17 protein-coding genes are annotated in these 19,325 nt (G+C 44.7%); 2 read left to right on the plus strand and 15 right to left on the minus strand.

From position 1 onward, the window contains the following. Window positions 1-261: 261 nt before the first annotated feature. Together B3K91_RS09035 and B3K91_RS09040 are read right to left on the minus strand one after the other, a co-directional pair. Entirely contained in the window at window positions 262-516 is a 255-nt protein-coding gene (locus tag B3K91_RS09035) for a hypothetical protein (RefSeq protein ID WP_292590643.1), read from the minus strand. Continuing rightward, complete coding sequence (locus B3K91_RS09040; protein WP_292594776.1) at window positions 513-1,544, minus strand: hypothetical protein; 1,032 nt, start codon at window positions 1,542-1,544, stop codon at window positions 513-515. The genes B3K91_RS09035 and B3K91_RS09040 overlap by 4 nt, the downstream gene beginning before the upstream one ends. 243 nt (window positions 1,545-1,787) lie before the next feature. Between B3K91_RS09040 and epsC the strand changes: the two genes are divergently transcribed. Further along, window positions 1,788-2,615 carry a serine O-acetyltransferase EpsC gene (gene epsC, locus B3K91_RS09045; protein ID WP_292594778.1) on the plus strand — a complete coding sequence of 276 codons (828 nt, stop codon included), beginning with the start codon at window positions 1,788-1,790 and terminating at the stop codon, window positions 2,613-2,615. Window positions 2,616-2,938: 323 nt separating this feature from the next. Here the strand turns inward: epsC and B3K91_RS09050 are convergent, their stop codons facing one another. The 7 genes from B3K91_RS09050 to B3K91_RS09080 form a co-directional block, all read right to left on the minus strand. Then, window positions 2,939-3,784, minus strand: coding sequence for a carbohydrate ABC transporter permease (locus B3K91_RS09050; protein ID WP_292592803.1), 846 nt, complete (start codon window positions 3,782-3,784; stop codon window positions 2,939-2,941). Next, on the minus strand, window positions 3,777-4,667 hold the full coding sequence (locus B3K91_RS09055) for a carbohydrate ABC transporter permease (RefSeq protein ID WP_292592802.1): 891 nt from the start codon (window positions 4,665-4,667) through the stop codon (window positions 3,777-3,779). Before B3K91_RS09055 ends, B3K91_RS09050 begins: the two co-directional genes overlap by 8 nt. A gap of 64 nt (window positions 4,668-4,731) precedes the next feature. Next, entirely contained in the window at window positions 4,732-6,018 is a 1,287-nt protein-coding gene (locus B3K91_RS09060; RefSeq protein ID WP_292594780.1) for an extracellular solute-binding protein, read from the minus strand. A gap of 41 nt (window positions 6,019-6,059) precedes the next feature. Next, complete coding sequence (locus B3K91_RS09065; RefSeq protein ID WP_292592798.1) at window positions 6,060-6,827, minus strand: sugar isomerase domain-containing protein; 768 nt, start codon at window positions 6,825-6,827, stop codon at window positions 6,060-6,062. Window positions 6,828-6,838: 11 nt separating this feature from the next. After that, window positions 6,839-7,699, minus strand: a complete 861-nt coding sequence (locus B3K91_RS09070) for an ROK family protein (protein ID WP_292594782.1) — start codon at window positions 7,697-7,699, stop codon at window positions 6,839-6,841. 4 nt (window positions 7,700-7,703) lie between these two features. Continuing rightward, on the minus strand, window positions 7,704-8,441 hold the full coding sequence (locus B3K91_RS09075; RefSeq protein ID WP_292592795.1) for a GntR family transcriptional regulator: 738 nt from the start codon (window positions 8,439-8,441) through the stop codon (window positions 7,704-7,706). Window positions 8,442-8,779: 338 nt separating this feature from the next. Beyond that, entirely contained in the window at window positions 8,780-10,972 is a 2,193-nt protein-coding gene (locus B3K91_RS09080) for a hypothetical protein (RefSeq protein WP_292594784.1), read from the minus strand. Between the two features lie 674 nt (window positions 10,973-11,646). Here B3K91_RS09080 and B3K91_RS09085 point away from each other — a divergent pair. Further along, window positions 11,647-12,312 carry an MrcB family domain-containing protein gene (locus tag B3K91_RS09085; protein ID WP_292592804.1) on the plus strand — a complete coding sequence of 222 codons (666 nt, stop codon included), beginning with the start codon at window positions 11,647-11,649 and terminating at the stop codon, window positions 12,310-12,312. 54 nt (window positions 12,313-12,366) lie between these two features. On the opposite strand, the gene B3K91_RS09090 is transcribed toward B3K91_RS09085, so the two are convergent. The 6 genes from B3K91_RS09090 to B3K91_RS09115 form a co-directional block, all read right to left on the minus strand. Then, entirely contained in the window at window positions 12,367-12,510 is a 144-nt protein-coding gene (locus B3K91_RS09090) for a hypothetical protein (RefSeq protein WP_292590636.1), read from the minus strand. Window positions 12,511-12,616: 106 nt separating this feature from the next. Beyond that, the gene (locus B3K91_RS09095; protein WP_292592793.1) at window positions 12,617-14,473 is read right to left on the minus strand and encodes a beta-galactosidase; all 1,857 of its coding nucleotides are present in this window, start codon (window positions 14,471-14,473) and stop codon (window positions 12,617-12,619) included. Further along, entirely contained in the window at window positions 14,470-15,288 is an 819-nt protein-coding gene (locus B3K91_RS09100) for a carbohydrate ABC transporter permease (protein WP_292590632.1), read from the minus strand. The genes B3K91_RS09095 and B3K91_RS09100 overlap by 4 nt, the downstream gene beginning before the upstream one ends. Next, window positions 15,285-16,157, minus strand: a complete 873-nt coding sequence (locus tag B3K91_RS09105) for a carbohydrate ABC transporter permease (RefSeq protein ID WP_214060908.1) — start codon at window positions 16,155-16,157, stop codon at window positions 15,285-15,287. Before B3K91_RS09105 ends, B3K91_RS09100 begins: the two co-directional genes overlap by 4 nt. Window positions 16,158-16,579: 422 nt before the next feature. Next, a complete protein-coding gene (locus B3K91_RS09110; protein WP_292592792.1) occupies window positions 16,580-17,797 on the minus strand; it encodes an ABC transporter substrate-binding protein in 1,218 nt (405 codons plus the stop codon). Between the two features lie 15 nt (window positions 17,798-17,812). After that, the gene (locus tag B3K91_RS09115) at window positions 17,813-18,763 is read right to left on the minus strand and encodes a LacI family DNA-binding transcriptional regulator (protein ID WP_292590629.1); all 951 of its coding nucleotides are present in this window, start codon (window positions 18,761-18,763) and stop codon (window positions 17,813-17,815) included. Between the last annotated feature and the right edge of the window lie 562 nt (window positions 18,764-19,325).

Genomic DNA, 19,325 nt, shown 5'->3' on the forward strand with positions numbered 1-19,325 from the left:
GCCCTCCTCCATCAAGGGAGGATTTAAAATTGTTTGCTGCAGAATAAGTACCGGTAATTGCAGAGAGTGAATCTTAAGATCAGAATAATCGGAAGGCAAACACAGCATATATTCCTAAGGAAAAGAGGCATCGTACGGTTTCTTAGTAGATCCCTAAGTTATGGTTAGTGATGAGTTGGTCAAACGACGAGCCAAGCCAATGTCTCATGACTCGGTTAATTCGGCTTATCCAGTATGGTCTGAACTGGCCAAACGCGGCGGCTATTTTCCGGTGGTCGAGTACCCTGGTTCGGTTACGCATACAATTATGTTGTCAAAATCAACATATGAGCATGTCTTGTCAGCGAAGACTATGAAGTGGAATTTGGTGAAGTCAAAGCCCTCGGAATATGACTCGTATCCACAGGGAACAATTATGTTGTCGACGTACACGGCGAAACCCGGTGAGTCGGTGAAGTCGAACTCCATCAATATCAGATACCAGGAGTCGTGTTCCAACTCGCTTCTCTTTCTCACTTTGTCTGTCTGATAATTGTACGTATATACGCCAAAACCGTCACCAAAGTCTCCAACATAGACATATGGAGCGCGACGTATGGGGTCTCCGACACCGAAGAAACCATTTTCTGAAACCCTGAAATCAAACTTGATTGCACCTGATTTCGCTGGCTTGAATCCCTCGCAACGACTTTTGCATACCCAAATACAGTCGGGTCAACAAAAGTAAGCCCTTTCGTTCCGTCGAAACCTCTTTGAGTGATCTCGGCGAACAAAGTCGATGCCTTCTGATAGTCTCCCCACGAAAGAGTCGATGAAGATAACGGTCCTAGAGTTAGGGATTCAAAGCTTTCCTGAACTAGACAGAAGGCCCTGGTTGTGGAGCTCCATACAGGTTCTTCCACTTCGTGAGTGCCGTCGTTTGCCACGACCTTCCAATAATACTTGGTTGAATTCTCGAGTGCCGATTTGGTATGAGTTGTCGAAGAAAAGTCTTCTCTAAGCAGAGCTGGATCGGGAGTCTTTCCAAAATACAGATCATAGGTTACCTCATCTCCATCTGGATCTCCTCCTTCCCACGATAATGTGATTAAGAGGAAATTCTGATTGACTGCGTTATCTGAAAGAGAGGGTTTTGATGGAGTGTTGGGCGGACCTTTAACGGTAATCGTGAAGTTTGTGCTGGACTTTCCTTCCCCATCGGAAGCCTCAATCTCGACTTCCCTTGTACCGATGGCCCCCGAAACCGTCCATGAGTAATTGCTTCCGTTAATACTCCCCGGGCCGCCGACCAGACTGAAGCTCAGTTCATCACTATCGGGGTCTGAACAGTAATCGGTGAGATCGATTTCAAGTAGAGATCCTATATTTCTCGTGAAATCTTCAATCGCAGACCACACGGGAAGTCTATTGACGAACACACAGCAAGCAATAACTATGACGAGCAAAACCAGGGCATGAGCAAGGTTATTCTCACGTAAACACCCCCTTGAAGGATTGGAAATGACTGCTAAGAAATCGAAGTATCTAAAGAAGCCAAAATGCATCGCATCCACACTTTCATCGTACCCAATTGACAGCACGAGCAAAAGGCTAATGCAAACTCATCTTCTAACAATCTTGTAAAGAAGAAAGGACATGCAGAGTAATCTCTAGCCTCCCGTTAACCAGTGACTACTTTGAGGAGACAGCCGACAGCACTTTCGAATATGGCAATGATATCTTAGCTAGACTCGACTATACTTGAACAGAAGCAACTCAGTAATTAAGCCTGAAAGGAGACAGTCTAAGTGAATAGTGATTTTAGTGAGATATCAGTTAGAATAAGTGGCGTCTACAAGGAAATTGCCAAGACTCATTGTTCATCGAATTCTTACTCGCTTGGTAATGTGAAGCTCAAAACAATCGAGCTTATTCACCTTATCCGCAGAACGATCTGCCCTCAACTTTCACAAAACGAAACGACAGACGAACAGGAGTCGCTCTTGAAGGCCATGAGAGTCCTCGAAAAGCTTATCCTCGACATTCAACCGGAGTTGAGTGAAGAAGAAGCTTCAAGTATCACGAGCAGATTCCTGGATGAGCTTCCCACAGTCGCAAAGAAGCTTGTCAAAGACGTGCGTGCAGCGTACGAAGGAGATCCTGCAGCGCAATCGGTGGAAGAGATTATGATTGCATATCCCGCTTATGAAGCGATAAGCATCTATAGGTTAGCCCATATTCTGTACTTGCTCAAGGTCCCCCTAATACCGAGAATAATGACCGAATATGCTCATCAGAAGACCGGTATCGATATTCATCCGGGTGCGACAATAGGGACGCACTTCTTCATAGATCACGGTACGGGTGTGGTGATAGGAGAGACATGCAGAATCGGAGATCATGTGAAGATCTATCAAGGAGTCACGCTTGGAGCCAAGAGCTTCGAACTCGACGAAAACGGCAATCCGATCAAAGGGATAAAACGCCATCCCGATATTGGTAATCACGTCGTTATATACGCGGGAGCTACGGTCCTTGGAGGGAATACGGTAGTCGGAGACAACTGCGTAATCGGAGGTAATGTCTGGCTTGTTCATTCGCTGAAGCCGGGAGAAAAGATCTACAGCAATCCATAATTCTTTGCAGATCATCAGGAAGAAATGATCGGTGAGATTTCTGAGAATCCTCCTTTGCTCTGAACATGGGTTATCACAAAACACCTATTCAAGAATAAGTTGCGCTATAGTCTGGGCTGATGATCTCTCAACATTCAGTCGAGATTTTAGACGCGAAACAGCAACGCTCTTGCCAAGTTGCCCTTACAGACTGAAAGTGTGTGGCCTAACCTTTTTGTATATACTTTCACAGTTATTGCGATACCATATCATAACCGGCTAAGGTTGAGAGTCTCTCTTAACAACTCGTCGACAATATCCTTCATTCCTTGATTCGAGAATCCTCAGATTCCTCCGAAACCGGTCATCACTATTCCCTTAACATAGTATCTCTGCAAGAAGAGGAACAGTAGAATAACGGGCAGTATTTGAATAACCATTCCGGCCAGGACTAGATGCTGGTTTGCAAGACTACCAAATGAAAGATTAAGCTTCGCGATTCCAACGGGGATAGTTGTAAGTGAAGGGGTGAAAGAGGTAACGATCATCGGCCACAGGAAGTTGTTCCACTGAGCGACGAAAGTCAGTAGGACTAACGTGGCCATCGCAGGAAGAGAAAGTGGTACAACAATCTGCATGAAGATCCTTATCTGCGACGCACCATCCATCCTAGCACTTTCGATGAGTTCCGAGGGGATGTTCATGATGAACTGTCTCAGCAGAAATATGCCATATCCGCTGACAGCAAATGGCATGATCAATGCTAAATACGTATCAACCCAACCGATCTTAGTCAACAAGAAGAAATTTGGAATCAGAAATAGGAAATTCGGAAACATCATGGTCGCCAGTATGAACCTGAAAAGAACCTTCTTCCCGGTGAAATTCATTTTCGCAAAGACATAACCGCCGAGCGCGCTCGTGAAAGCGACCAACAAAGAGATGCTTGTGGCCACTATCACGCTGTTAAGAAGATATCGAAAGAAAGGCACCCTCTTGAGTACAGCCGCGTAGTTGCCCCATTGCGGAACTGTAGGCACCAATTTGGGCGGTACTGAGACAAATTCGCGAACAGTCATCAGAGAAGAAGATAGAAGCCATAGAAAAGGGTATACCATTATGAAACCCGCTGCAGCAATCAAAGCGTATTTTAATACTGCACTTATTCTCCTCTTCACTCGATTATGCATAGTAACTCTCCATTCCACCCTTCCTAAAGGATCTAAGGGCCAACAGAGTTGTGAAGAGAGAGATGACGAATAGTATTACTGAAGCTGCCAATGCTTTTCCCATCTGCATATATGAGAAGGCCGTGTTGTACATATATATCGACACCAATTGGGTGCTTGAAGATGGCGCAGCTCCTCCCATTATGTAGATCAGATCGAAGGTCTGCCAAGCGTTAATTAGACCTGTTACAAGTAAGAATAGAGTAGTCGGTTTCAGAAGCGGGAGAGTAATGCTTATAAAGGTCCTGAACTTCGACGAGCCATCAATCCTTGCTGCATCATAATACGAAGAAGGTATCGAGTCAAGCCCCGCTGTTAAGATAAGCATTGGAACTCCAAGGCCACTCCAGATAGCAACAATCATTATTGAAGGCAGAACAAGTTTCGGATCTGATAGCCAAGCTTTGCCGGGGATACCTAGCCAGCCCAAAGTATGGTTAATCACACCATAACTCGGGTTATAAAGATAACTCCAGATCTTTCCAACTGCGACTGCAGGTGTTATCATCGGAGCAAAGAAAACAAATCTCCACACTGCTGATCCCCTTACCTTGTAAAGTGCCATAGCGACGAATAGTGCAAGAATAACGCTCGCAAATGTGACAATAAGAGCAAAGACAACAGTATTCAAAAGGCCCGATCTGAACATCGGATCAGAGAATAGACTCAGGTAGTTGCTAAGGCCGACAAAGGGTGCTCCGATCGGTGAGACAAGCATATTCCAGTCTTTAAAAGAGATCAGAATTGAAAAGCCTACAGCAAAGCAGAAGAAGACTGCAAAAAACAGAAGTATTGGACTTAAGAACAGATACGCTGTAAGGTTTTCTTTGCCTTTTCTTGTCACACTAACACCTCCGCACAGATCAACGAAGAATAGAGGTGGGGGCTGGCCCCACCTCTACATTTCATCAGTTAGCAGAATGAAGGATGGAGTTTATTTTCGATGCAGCATCCTTCATAGCCTGCTCAGGAGTTTTCATGTAGTTCATTGCAGCTACTATTTCGTCCATAATCGTTTTCTTTATCTGATCTCCCTGGGTTACATTTGGTTCTGAAGTAGCTACATTAAGAAGTGATACATATTCTTGTAGATCTACTAGCTGGGATGTGAAGTATGCAAGATCACTTTCATTAGGCGGGATAACGCCGATAACCTGTGCGCCAAGTTCTCCGGCTCTAGTTACTTTCGGGGCAGCTTTGTATTGCAGAGCAAACCAGTCAAGGAATTTCCAAGCCTCTTCCTGGTGCTCAGAACCACTATGAACAGCGTAGAAGAACGTATAGGCCGAGGTTGCAGGTTTGTCCAGATAAGGGATAGGAGCAATACCGACAATGTCTTCGTACTCGTCTCCAAAAGCTTCCTTCAAATAGGAGACATACCATGGTGCTTTGATAACCATTGCAACATTCTTCTGGGTGAAATCGTAAAGACCACCTGCAGTATCCGTTACTCCTTCTTTGAAGAGATCAACAATAGCTTCCATAGCACGAATTGCGGCTTGGCTGTCCAGAAGTGATTTCGTTAAGTCGTCGTTGAACGGAGCTCCTCCAGCGCTGTAAAGAAGTGCAAAATACGGATGAACTATGTCACTTACAGAACTCTCCTCTAGCATTGGAAATGCGAAGCCGTATTGTGAGATGACTCCACGAGAATCCTTCTTTGTTAGTAGCTTTCCATATTCAACTAGTTCTTCCCATGTCTCCGGCGGCTCATACAGACCAACTTCTGCAAACAGTTGCTTGTTGTAGATTAGGGCATAAGTATTTACTTCTGCCGGAATTCCCATTATTGTGTCACTGATAGTTGCTCCCTGGACCGAAGTTAGTGAGAAATCCGACTTAACTCTTGATGCAATATGTTCAGGAGCAACAGCAAGTACTTGTGAGCCGACTAGTTGTACTCCCCAAAGAGAGTACAGGTTGTAGATGTCCGCCGCTCTGCCTGCCATGTGCCCTACGAGTATTTGTTGCAGATAGTTGCCAAAAGGAACTTCTCTAATCTCAATCTTAATACCGGGGTTTAGGGCTTCATATTCTTCCAGATAATGCTTTAGTCCAGGATAAAGAAGGTTTCCGCTTTTGTCAAATATCCCGTTCACACGAAAATCCGACCAGTGAGTCTGGAACACGAGGGTGGTCTGCGAGAACACAACGGACACAATCAAAACGAATAGAACGAAAATCGTTTTCTTCATACTCTCTCCTCCTTTGTAGACAGTCAACCTTCTGACGCCTACTACTCATTAAGTGAATGAGCAGAAATTCTCTTGTTATGTTCGTCGAATATCTCAAGATTATGACTAACTCCGTAACCCTCAACATTCGGAGAAACAAAGATTTTCAGGTCATACCCCCTTTCGTTGAGAATCTCCGCAGTCTCAGATATCATACACATAGTGATCACTACGGCTGCTACAGTTGAAATTGCCCCAACCTTCGCTCGAATTCCTTTCAGTTCAACAACAGCATCTTCAGGCGGGACACAGTTATCAATCAGTATATCTGCGATATCTATCAGCTTTCTTCCGGATGAATGAGTAGCCTTTGCAAGCTGCTGGTTCGATTCGGAAGTGACAGCTACGACATTTACCCCTCTACTCTTGCCAAATAAGGCTGCCTCAACTGGAGCAGCGTTCAATCCACCATGTGAGTAGATAACCATGACATCGCCCTTCTTCACGGGCTGATAACGCAGGAAGCCATCAACCACGAAATTCTCCTTGCGTTCTATTAGCAACAACCCTGGAGCACTCGAAGGGCCTGTGATGCTCCCCCACATCAGTCTTGGCTCCATCAGGGCATTCAGACCAAGAAAACTGCCATATCGCGGGAAAGCGTCCATTACCGGAATGACTGAGTGCCCACTACCAAAAAAATGAACAAACCCTCCTTCCAGAATAGAGTTCGCCATCATCTCAGCTGTTTCACCTATGGCTTTTCCTTGTTCCGATTCGATACTGTCTACCAGTTTCCTTACTGCAGAAAGATAAGCAGAAATAGCCATCAATATACCTCCTACGCAGTTTGTTTTCGTTGCATGAGTATTGTCGTTCCAAGAATCTGAGCATCCTCCCCGAGATTGCTTAGGAGAATTTGGGGGATAGGAACCATGGGGCTTTTGTGGCTTTCAATAGACCTTAGTGCTTCATTCTTCAAAGATCTCCATCGCCTTCCAATACTACCTGAAAGCACTATTCTCTCAGGATCAGTGCTGTTCAGAAAGCAAGAGATGAGCTTTCCGAGATACCTTCCTGCCCTGTTAACGACTTCAGCTGCTTTTGGAGCGCCTTGTTCTGCCAGAGTGAAGATCTCGTAAGCGGGGAGTTTCTCGCCCGTAAGCTCCTCATACTTCGATGTGATTCCAACGCCGCCGACCAGATATTCAATTCTCTCTTCATCGAATCTGAGCCAACCAGCGGAACCTGCAAGTCCGTTACTTCCCTCAATTACCATTCCATTTGACACAATTCCCATTCCTACTCCTGTTCCAATCGAGATATAGAGAAAATCCCTGACTCCTTTGGCTTTGCCAAATTCCATTTCGCCTATAGCTCCAGAGACCCTATCATTAGTAACGAACAAGTGGTTTTCATCCAAATCTAGTAGATCGAACGGACACACAAGTTCTGTACCGAAGAGATTAGGAATCCAGATTCTCTTGCTCTTGAGAAGATATCCTCCCGCAACAGAGAGACCGACCACGTCCGCCGTTTCCTCTCTACTGAGAAACTTGCGGCAGCTTTCTTTCAGTATTGCTCGAAAACCCCCAATATCGTCAGAATAGCTAATGCGCTCCTTAAAAACCACAGCCGGCGTTTCGTCTACAAGACATACTCTGGTATTGGTTCCTCCAATATCAATAACAAGTCTATTCAAAGAATCACTTCCTCAGATGGATTAGGACAGAGTACTTATCGCCTCTTATTATCGATTCAGTATATTCGATGGCTTTTCCGTCAGCTCCTCTGGAGATGCGTTCAACATAGAAGCCCGCATATGGAAACTCGACTTTGAGTAGTTTGCAGTCCGCTTCGCTGATAATTATCGCTGTGTAGGTTTCATCAGCAGATACGAATCTATACCCGTAATGATTTTCTACAAGCCCATAGAGGGATTCGGTAAGGTTTTTCTTAAGCAGGTCAGGGAAGAGTTTTTCTGGGCAGAAAAAGGTTTGAATTCCTAGTGGGCTCATGTCCATTAGGCGAAGTCGTTTGATCCTTATTACCTTTTCATCTGGAGTGAGGTCGAAAATCCGTGCAAACTTAGAACCCGAAGCTTCAACTCGAGAATCGAGAATCTCACTGCCGACCTTAGCCCCCCTAGCAGTAAGTTCCTGACTGAGACTAGTGAGTTTTCTGGGGCCCTGTCTAATTCTGGGATCCATGACATAGGTTCCTTTGCCTTGCCTCTTGAGAAGAAAGCCTTCAGACACCAGCTTTTCAACAGCCTGACGAACTACAGCAAGGCTCACCTCATACTTTTTGCAAAGCTCTTGCTGATTCGGAATCTTATCGCCTGCAGGCCACCTATCGGTAAGGATGTTGTTCCTGATTATCGTTGTAAGCTGTGAATGCAATGGTTCCGTAGAGAAAGCATCAATCCGTTCATCTTCACTCATCTTGATCACCACTCAACATTATCATTATAATGATTATAATGCCTAATGACTCTCAAGCAGTAACCGTTTCTCATCTACCTTAAATGTATCAACGACCATCACCGGCAAATAATGATGAATATCTTCCGATTTCGATGTTATTCAAGCTCATTCTTTTGGAACCTTTTCCTTTCTTGTCTCTTGAAGAGGTAATCAAGAAGATATTCACCCCTTAAACTTATTGAGAACTTGGAGGAGAAACAGGAAATGAGTATAGTAACGATGAGTATAAAGAAGAAGAATAGAAGCAATGCTTCTGAGAAAGATGGCACTTTCGGGAACTCCATTGTTTTAATTCATTAGCAGCTAGAAGAGTCAAGGTTCCTCGGCGTATTACTACTCCTCACTTCATCAAAAACCTTCTGCACTTTCTTCAGCCATTCCTTTCCGCCCCTCAGGTTAAGCCAGTCCCCTCTGAACTCTTCTGCAAGAGTCAGCGAATCGACTCTTTTCTGACTAGTGAGGTTGCCTCTTTCTGCTTTCTCGAAGTCCTTCTTATCGTTTCCTTCTTCCTCCAGAAGATACTTGATAAAGTCAGGGCAGTGGCGAAGAATGTTCAGAAGAATCTGTTCCGCTATGTCTAGCTCCCTGTAGGCATAGTTCTTCAGCGCCAATACTGCAAGAGCCTTCGGATGGCCACTGTGGTTCTTAAACTCCATTGTTTTGGCCAATTCATCGAACATTTTCAGTCTCCAGCACACAAGTAATTTGCTCGCCAAGAGGTAGCCGTAATCATCAGGGCCGAAAAGGGGAAAGACTTCTTCGATAACCCTCAGTGCTTCCCTGTAATCCTTCCGGTCGATCAAGCTATCGACATAATGTTCGATGACTTGCAGGAGTTCGGTGTTGGATGGGCTCTCTTCGTTCTCTATAAGTGATGCCCATTTATCCTTTTCAACGATATCGTGAAGCACGTTCAAAGCGAGCTCTCCCACACCGTGAAGGAGCTTCTTCAGTTCGTCAGTTTCTCTTGTGGAAAGGGAGAGAAGTGTATTCATGAATTCGAAGTTGAACCGGTACTTCTTGCAGTAAGCTACCATGGTATCGAATGCATGATCGATATCGTTCTGACTTATCGCTGAGTTTATCAGCGTATACATTGGCACTCTTGAATACTCAAGACTGCCGGTCTTCTCGAACAAAATGAAATTAGGTTCCTTAATCGATTTCAAGTTCGAAATTACACCATCAATTGCCGTTCTATTAGAATACTCGTCTGCCATATGTTCATAGATCACATCAAGATCACCGAAAGAATCCCGAAGAAGAGATAGGATCAAAGGCGGATCTGGTTTCTCATCTGTTATCTCAGAAAACTTCTTGCTGAAGAGCTCCTCGTCTTCAAAGTCGTATTTCATGCATAACAAGAGTCCCGATCGTACAACTGCGATTGTTGGCTCCAGTGTCTTCAGATATGCGACATACTCTCCCACACAATCAGTTGCCTCATCCTTGTCCAGGAGAGCGCTCGCAATAGCCATATTGGAGAACAGGGAAGCCTTCTTTTCTATCCCTTTCCAAATATTCTTCAGTCTATCGAAAAGTTTGCTGAAATCATTGCACACGACAACTTCGTAAAGAAAACCGTCTCTCGACTCGTAGCTGGAGGAATTCAACATAATACCGAGTTCAGAATCACTCATCGAAGCGAACATCTTATTGATAATCAGTTTTGCCCTTGCTTTTTCTTCCGTCTTTCCACCTGCTGCCATGCTAACCGGCGCCAACAAGATATCCCCAAACATAATGTGAGACAGGCTCTTTATGAACTCAGTCACCTGATCCAGATTCAGTTTTCGATTCCTTATCATAGCCAGAATCGGGAACTGCGAGCTCAAATAACTCTCAACCGACGGTAATCTAAGTCCTACTGACGAACCCATAGTATCGGGCATCGAGTATGATGCCAGTACAGAAGGAACAATCTTTCTCAGGTCTTCCTTTAAGGAGCCCTCGAACTGCTCAGCATCTAAGTTTTCGCAAATGAAAGTCGTCAATTCATTACCCCAAAGGTAAATAGGAATATAATGCTCACTATTCACGAAATGTCTGAAAAGCGAGAGATTCTCTCTTACAAGTCCTCTAGATTCTTCGCGGTCTTTCTCTTCGAATAGGGAAAAGAATCTCTTCTTCAAGTCTCTTTCTGATTGAAAACTCTCTTCTTGACCGGGTGAAGTTTCCTCTGCCTCATTCAGGGTGCGAAGAAGATCTTCGAGAAGGATCTTGGCTATCTGCTCCTTGACAACATGTGAAGTAGTCTTGTCTGAAAGCATAAGACCGGCAAGATAACCCCTGAAGAATCCGTTGCTCATTATCTTTTCCAGGGGCATGTCCAGAAAGAATCCATCCTTAAGTCCCTTCGCAAGCTCGATTGCTGTGCTTCTTTCAAAGAATGAGTCAAGCCCTTCGAGAGTACGATATTCAATATAGGAATTCCTGCTCATCTCCAGTGCCTCCGCCAGGAGGGTCACCTTTACTGTCTCTCTATCCATATACCACCTCTAGCATGTTTAGTAGAACATAATAAATTAATCATCGTACGTTTTCCAGCGTTATGCAAAGAGATGAAGAAATGTGAAAAAAAACAAATCGCTGGATTAATTGATCTACCCCAGCCCTGCTAAATCAACCTTCTCAGTTAAGCAGAGTCTATCCATGTATAGGAAAGCGCTTTTCTACCGACTAGAGATCACTGAAGTGAACAGTAGTTCTTATGCTCATATTGGGAGGAAGCTTCCTCCAGAGATCTCACGAATCTCTTTTTCGAGGGAACACTTCTTTTCAATCCATTGGATATTGATCTTCAGCCCTCGGATGATTCCTCCGCCTCTCAAGCTCTTAGAATTTGTTTGCTGCAGAATATAAGTACCGGTAATTGCAGAGAGTGAATCCCTGAAATTGCAGAGGAGAATTCCCTGTTAATGCAAGAGCCATTGCAACTTCCCCCGGAATTACCTACCCTTGTAGTTAGGACACTATGAGGGGAGGAACAAAGGAGGAAAGCGTTTACTCCCATAGGGAGGTTGTTCTAGGGAGTCCCATTTTCATTGGGAATCGGAACAGTTGTGGTGTAGGCTCTAGTTAGCCGGATAGTCTCTCGAAACGTTATTGCTCCATGCGTGGGCAGTTATCATAAGGAGGGCTTATTCAGGAAGCTATCAACCGAATCCTCAATAAGTATCTCATCGAAAAGCACAAAGAGTTTGCACAGAACAAGCTTGCACACTTTCTGAGAAGTGATGTAAGCGCCATGGTTCAGGAAATGGTGGACTCGGAGTACCCTGATAGGTTCAAGGTATCTGCGTCCCCCGGACAGGGGCAGTGGGCAGAGATTCCCTGGATAGGTGTTTTCGACAAAGACATAACAGAATCTCCTACACAGGGTTATTTCGTGATGTACATTTTTACTGCAGACATGTCGGCCGTCTATCTCTCGCTGAATCAAGGCTGGTTATTCTTTAAGGAAACGTTCGGCGCAGAGGCAAAGCAAAAGATTTCTATAGCAGCGGAAGCCTATAGAAAAGTGCTGGGGCAGGAAGAGAGCTTCGACTACGATAGCATAACCCTGGGAACAGATAGAGAACTGGGAGTCGCTTACGAGTTGGGTCACATTTACGGAAAGAAGTATGAGAAGGGAATGGTACCAGGAGATGAAACACTTAAGAGAGACTTGCTGGGAATGATTGCTCTCTACGAGAGACTCAAAGGAGTAATCGGCACTGAATTCCCGGAGGAGCGGATCAAGAAGATTATCTTCGAACACGAGAGCGCTTCACAAGCATCGAATGATGCCAATATGACCGATGTGAAGAGAAGTGAAGATGAGTCTTAATATGCCCCCAAAAGTGAGACAAGTATAAAGAGAAAGTGTTGCATAAAGAGTGTCTCAATAGTGATGATTCACGCTGCCGATCTTGTTCTCTTCAGGCTCGCCCACGCTCACGATCACATCGAAACCGCTTTTTCGCGTTCCTTCGACTAAGCTCGAATGAACGGCGAGAGTGCCATCGTCCTCTACCGCCGATTTCATTTCCTTCTCAAAGATAATGTATGAGTAGCACGAAAACAATCTGGTCCCAAGTTGTCACTCGAAGGATTGTTCATCACTTGGCCTTTGAGAGCGTGCTTTATACTGATCAGAGTTTCCTGACCTCGTATTCCCTGAGGGTATGCTCCTTCCCGTTTAGTTTTATCATTGTAACGTGCGAAAAGGGATTCAAAAGAATTGTCTGCGATCCATCCTTAATGATCCTCCCCGATTGCTCCACTCTCTTCTCCACCCCTGCTTCGACAAGCAGTCTTTCAAGAAACCCGGTGTCCGGGATAGAGCTTAAGTAGTACTTGTTTTCACGCTTTATTAGTGCTGAACTGCCCTTATATGGGCCGTCCAAGTAAACTCCCAGTATCTCGCAGTCATTCGCAGGGAGGATTCTTTCAGCAACAAAAGAGCAGGAGAAAATCTGGCCAGCGAAAGATATGCTCACAGTCTCTTCTATACCACCTGCATCAATGACCCTTATACCAATAAGTTCGTTAAGAAAGCTGTCTTTGCTTTTCTTTATGAAGTTGTGACAATCTTTTTGGTCACTCATAGCCGTGAAGAAGACTCTCCCCTTGAATACCTTCAGTTGGTCGACAAAACTGCTTTCAAGCTTGAAACTCGAAGGAACGAAAGCAAATGAATACCCGTCCAAAGAGTCACCTGGAAAAACGAAATCAACGTTGTAACCGAGACTCCTGATTGCCTTGTAAACTGGCAAAATCGCATCGAGTAAGAGATCAAATCTATTGTTAAGATTGTCTGTCTCGTTTATCCAGAAATTCTCATAATCAATATAAACAGCCGCTTCTCTCTGCGGAACGACCACGCTCCAATCTGCCAGTCCGGCTATTACTTCTGAAAAGGCTTTTGCGCGTTCAGTTGGATCGCCGTCATAGTCGATTAGGCCTGTGTGAAACTGCTCCGAACCGAACGGCAATTGCCTGAACCTGAAAATCAGTGAACCAAATGCTCCATGGGCGAAAGACTGCTTCACCCAAAAAGAAAGCTGATCAGCACTGTGCCAAGTGTTCACTGAACGCCAGTTTACCCTTCCGGGTTGCTGCTCCATTACGAGAAAAGGCTTCTTTTTGAGAGAACGCATTAGGTCATGGTTAAGCGCCTGAAGATCCGGATCATAATCCTCCGCTATGTAATTGTCCCAAGATACGAAGTCGATGGAGTCTGAAAGCTTCTTATAGTCGATCTCTGTGAAATTGACCATAAGATTGTGAGTTATTGGCGCCTCGCTTTTTGGCTCAATGATCTCTCTCTGCAGATTATGATAATCAATCGCAGAGTCAGAAGAAAACCGCCTATAATCTAGTACCAACGAGGGATTTGGAGATGTAAGGGTTCTTCTGGGAGGGTCTATCTCTTCCCATTTATTGAATGTCTGACTCCAGAAGACTGTCCCCCAGGCTCTGTTGAGGTTCTCGATGGAACCATACTTTCTCTTAAGCCAATGTCTGAATGAAGTGGCACAGTTCTCGCAGAAGCAGACCGTGGAATTATGACATCCGTATTCGTTATCGATTTGCCATGCGACTATCCTGGGGTCTCTACCAAAGTGGTCTGCAAAAGCCTCAACAATCCTTGCCGTTTCCTTGCGATAGATAGTCGAGTTGAAACAGTAATGCCTGCGACTGCCGCTGGCGATCAACAATCCGTTGACATCCCTCTGAAGTATCTCGGGAAACTCCTTTATCAGCCAGGGTGGAGGCGTGCAGGTGGGAGTCCCCATTATAACTTTTATCCCTTCTGAATCGAGAAGATCAATAACTTCGTCAAGGACAGAAAAGTCTATTTTGCCTCGTTCCCTTTCGATTATGCTCCAGGAGAACTCTCCTATGCGTACCACGTTCATTCCCATTTCCCTCATCACTTTGACATCTTCTTTCCAGCGCTCGCGAGGCCAGTGCTCTGGATAATAAGCCGCTCCAAACCATTTCATCCTTTAACACTCCCAACTGTAAGTCCTTCTATGAAGTACCTCTGGAAAAGAAGAAAAACTACCAGAGGAACAACTGCTGCAATTATAGACCCTGCAGCCATCACATTCCAGCTCGTAACCCACTGACCTTGAAGATTGACAAGGCCCAAGGTTACAGGCTTAAACCTATCGCTTTGTATAAGTATCAGAGACCAAAGATAATCGTTCCAGATCCATGTAAACTCGAGAATCCCCAGAGCTGCCATAGCAGGTACCACGAGAGGCAAGACAATTCTTCTGTAGATCAAGAAGTGACCCGCTCCGTCAATCATCGCGGCGTCGAATATGCTTTCAGGTATTGTCTTCATGAAGTTTCTCAGGAAGAACGTGCAGAACCCAAGCTGGAACGCAATATGAAAGAGAATTACACCGATATAGCTATCGTAGATTCCGAAAGACATCGACATACGATATACGGGTATCAAAAGCATCTGAAAAGGAATCAACATACCGCCGACAAAGATCATCAAGATAGTTTTGGAAAGCTTGAAATCGTACCATGCCAGCGCGAATGCGCCCAGACTAGAAAGGAATAGAGCGCCAAGAACGGAAGGTACGGTAATTATGAATGTATTCACGAAATACCTACCCATATTCGCGTCATTCCAGGCAGTTGCATAGTTCTCAAGTCGAACTTCTTTTGGCGGTTCCCACCATCTTCTTCCTAACATGAGTTCATCCATGCTTTTCAAAGAAGTAAAAGCAGTTATGACAAAAGGCATTAGCCAGACAAGAACGAGGAGGGTGGCAAATATGTAGAAAAGGGTCCTCTTCATTCGTTTTCGACCTCCCTTTTCAACACGTTCCGCATATAAACCACTATGAACACCAGGGTGATAAGGAACTGGACAGTAGCAATAGATGATCCATAGCCCATCCTGTAATTGTTGAATGTCTTAATATACATGTAATTTGCCATGACAGACGATGAATAGAAGGGTCCTCCACGAGTCAGAACATAGACGATATCGAAGGCCCTGAGCGAATCGATAACGCTTACTGTGACAGCCACTATGGTTGCAGGCTTAAGCATCGGAAGCACGACGTTCCAGAATCTCTTCCAAGGACCAGCGCCATCGACCGTGGCAGCTTCGACCAGTTCCTTCGGAACACCCTTAAGCCCGGCAAGAAAGAGAACCATAGCATAAGAAATCTGCCTCCAAGACGCTGCCATTATCAATGAGTAAGTTACTATGGAGGGATTGCTCAACCATGAAACACCTTTGAATCCGAGCAAGGCCAAAAAACTGTTCAAAACGCCGCTTCTTGGTTCGAGAATCCAGGACCAGATTTGTCCAATCACAACGAACGAAAGTGTCATAGGGAGGTAGATCAGTGTCTTGTACACCTTATTTCCTCTAAAGCCTTGGTCGAGCAAAAGAGCAATTCCGAGCCCGGCAGGTACGCATATCAAAGCAAATCCAATCAGCCACTTAATGTTGTTTACTAGGGAAACAATGAAATACGGGTCCCTGAACAACTCTCTGAAGTTGTCCAGGCCAATGATTTCCATAGACATTGAGACCCCGTCCCAGTTGGTAAAACTGAGAAGTAGCGTACTGATCAAGGGATAAATGACCCATATAGAATACATTGTGAGAGGAAGGGCTAAAAAAGCCCAAGGAACCCATCTTCTGCTTTTCATTGTTTCCTCCAAACCAAGGTAATCATTGCTCATATCTTTCTCTTGAAGCCTATTATCTAACTTACGATTTCCATGCGTGTCCTCTCTGTTTCAAGACCCTACTTTCCATGTTCCCCCCCGCAACTGACTCCTGTCTGCTTGCGTGACTGTGCAGGTAAGCAGAGAGAAGTGCTCAGAGAAACACGTAGATGTCTTGAAGTCAAGATCTAGTAACTTTTCTGATCTCTTGACAGTAGCTAAGTCGTTTTCACAAGCTCCACTGTCCGCTAGCCCTAAGTACAGATCAAGACAACACTATCTGATACAACTGACAGCATGCGATAAACATGTCAGTCTTCAAGAACGATGACGTACTTCCTGACTTATCGTAAATAATAAGGACATGAAGGGCGGCTCTTCACAAACCGCCCTTCATGTAATTCTTACTTGTAGATTCTGTTTCGTTCGTTTTCGAGATTCTTCAGGATTGTGTCGAGTCTGGAAGGGAAGGTCATGAACTCAACAAAGCCATTCATTCCGGCATTAGCCATCTCTGGATCGGTATCTCGATCATAGAACTGCATTACTCCATCAGATGAAAGTATCATTTCCAGGCCTTTCTTGGAATGGTCGTCCGGCGCAGGAACATGCTTGTTTGCAGCCAGTCTTCCCAGTTCTGTAGCAAAGTATTCTTGCGCTTCCTTCGAAGCTATGAATTTGAGGAATGTCTTTCCTGCTTCTTTGTTTTTGGCATTGGCTGGCATCATGAAGCCATCGATTGGTGTATCCTCAAACAAGCCGATATTTCCGTCAATTACAGGGAACCTGAAGAAGTCAAGATCCTCCTTCACGCCGGCTGGAGCTACATCCTTTATGAACTGTCCCATCAGATACATACCTGCTTCACCCGTGAAAAGATAGTTGGCAGCTTCCTGCCATGTGTAGGACGTTGCATCCTTTATGAAATACCCATTATCTACAAGCTGTTTCCAGTATGCAAAAACCGCCTTCATTCCGTCATCCGTATATGGGATTTCTCCATTTGTGAGCTTAAGTGCGTACTCGATTCCGTTTACTCTCATGTTTAGATAATCAAAGACCCCTGCTGCAGTCCAGAGATACTTTGTTCCTATAGTTATCGGGATCATGTTGTTTGTCTTGAGAGTCTCGCAAACGTCAAGGAATTGTTTCCAAGTGACAGGTACGGTAATCCCAAGTTCTTCGAAAACAGATTTCCTATAATACACACCCCACCAGTACCACGATTGCGGCAGAAAGTAGATCTTGTCTTCGTAGCTGGAAGCGCTCACAAATGCCCTTGGAAAATCTGCTTCAAAGCCATCTTCAAAGATATCACCAATTGGTTCGAGGAGATCCTTGCTGGCGAAGTACCTCATTCTCTCACCTGCAAACCAAGTGACAACGTCTGGTGGATTGGATGAAGTAAGCCACGTTCTGAGGAGAACTTTGAAGTCTTCATGAGCAAATGTGTTAACAGTCACATCATAGTCTGGGTACATAGACTCAAACTGTTCTACCAGTTCCTCAAATACCCTCTTCGGTTCCGGGTCTGACATGTAGGAATTAACAACAAGTTTCTGGACTCCCAAACCAACCAAAGCAATTGAAACAAAAAGAACAGCCAATAAGACCCTTTTCATTTCGCCACCTCCTATTTATGCGCTCTTGCGCAGTATGAATTCCGGGGTGAAAACCCTTTTTCTAACATCTTCACTCAATATTGTTTTAAAGGCTTCCTCCACCATGCTGCGAATCGGAATTCTTAAAGTTGTTATGCCTGCTATTTCTGCCATATACACATCGTCATATCCAATTACTTTGACGTCTTTTCCGACTTCAGCTCCTCTTTCCTCTATAGCCCTAATGACACCCATTGCCATCATGTCGTTGTAGCAGAAAAAAGCTTCGGGAAGCTTGGGCAGTTCCTTCACTGTTCCGTAAGAAGCTTTCCAATCAACTTCACGATACAACACTCTCTCTTGTCGTACGTCTCCAAAGCCCTTCAAAAAACCCTCCATTCTGCCTCTAGTAGTGAACTTTCTCGGATTCCCCATAATCAACACGACATCACTGATTCCGACACTCCTAAGATGGGAGCCCGCCTTTGCAGCACCGGCGATCTCATCGATAGAGACCTCGGAAATCAAATTATGCTCAAAATGAACTCCAAAGGACACCACATCAGTTCCCGAACTGATTACATCTACAAGATGAGAACTCTCATATCCTTCAGGAGCAACTACAATGGCGTCAACCTTGATATCGAGTAGAGACTTCAATGCCTTCTTCTCCTGGTCAAGTCTCTTGCTCGTGTCCGACACAATGACTGCCATGTTATTCTCTTCTGCAAGGTCCTCGAGGTCCCCAACTACCTGCGAATAAAAGGGGTTTCTAATATCGGAGACCACAATCCCGATTCTCCCAGTCTTTCCACCCCTGAGAATTCGCGCATCTTTGTGAGGCTCGTACCCAAGCTCCTGTATTGCACTTAGTACTTTGCACTTTGTTTCATCGCTCACTGAATCCCTGGAGTTAATCACTCTAGATACAGTCATCATTGATGTGCCCGCCTTCTGTGCTACTTCTCGTAAGGTGGCTCTCTTCACTACTTATCCCCCTTTATCGTGTTAACGTTAACAGTTAACGTTAACATTATACATTCTGTAATCCAACTCGAAAAACGTGGAAATCTCTCCTCAAAACCAAAGAGGGGCACTCTAGATCGAATATCTGCAAAATGCTCAGTTAGACGCAAAAGAGCGATGCAGGGTTAAGCGAGCAAGAGGTGAGTCAAATTCTTGCGCAGTTACCATAACTAGGTTTCATATGCAGAGAGAAGCTCACCTTAAGAGAAAAAGAGAGCGAAGATGTCGCTTGGCGTGAATCCAACGAAACATAAATACTACCTACTTCTTTTATTCGAAGCGACACACTGTACTATGAAAGATATGTTCTTCTCTGGTCACTGAACGCTGTGAGATGCTCTTCTCTGTTGACCGTCCCAGATCATAAACCCGTTCACCGAAATGATCAATCGAGAAAGACCACTGTCGAGAGGATCGCTTCGCTTGCGAGAAGACGAGAAGCGAAAATAGGGACTGACAGGTTCCTTATGTCTGTCCCATTTTTCGCGGGAAGAACAGTTGTTTTAGCTTTTGCTTTTATAAC

It is taken from the genome of Mesotoga sp. UBA5847 (genome assembly GCF_002432735.1).
GTDB lineage: Bacteria > Thermotogota > Thermotogae > Petrotogales > Kosmotogaceae > Mesotoga.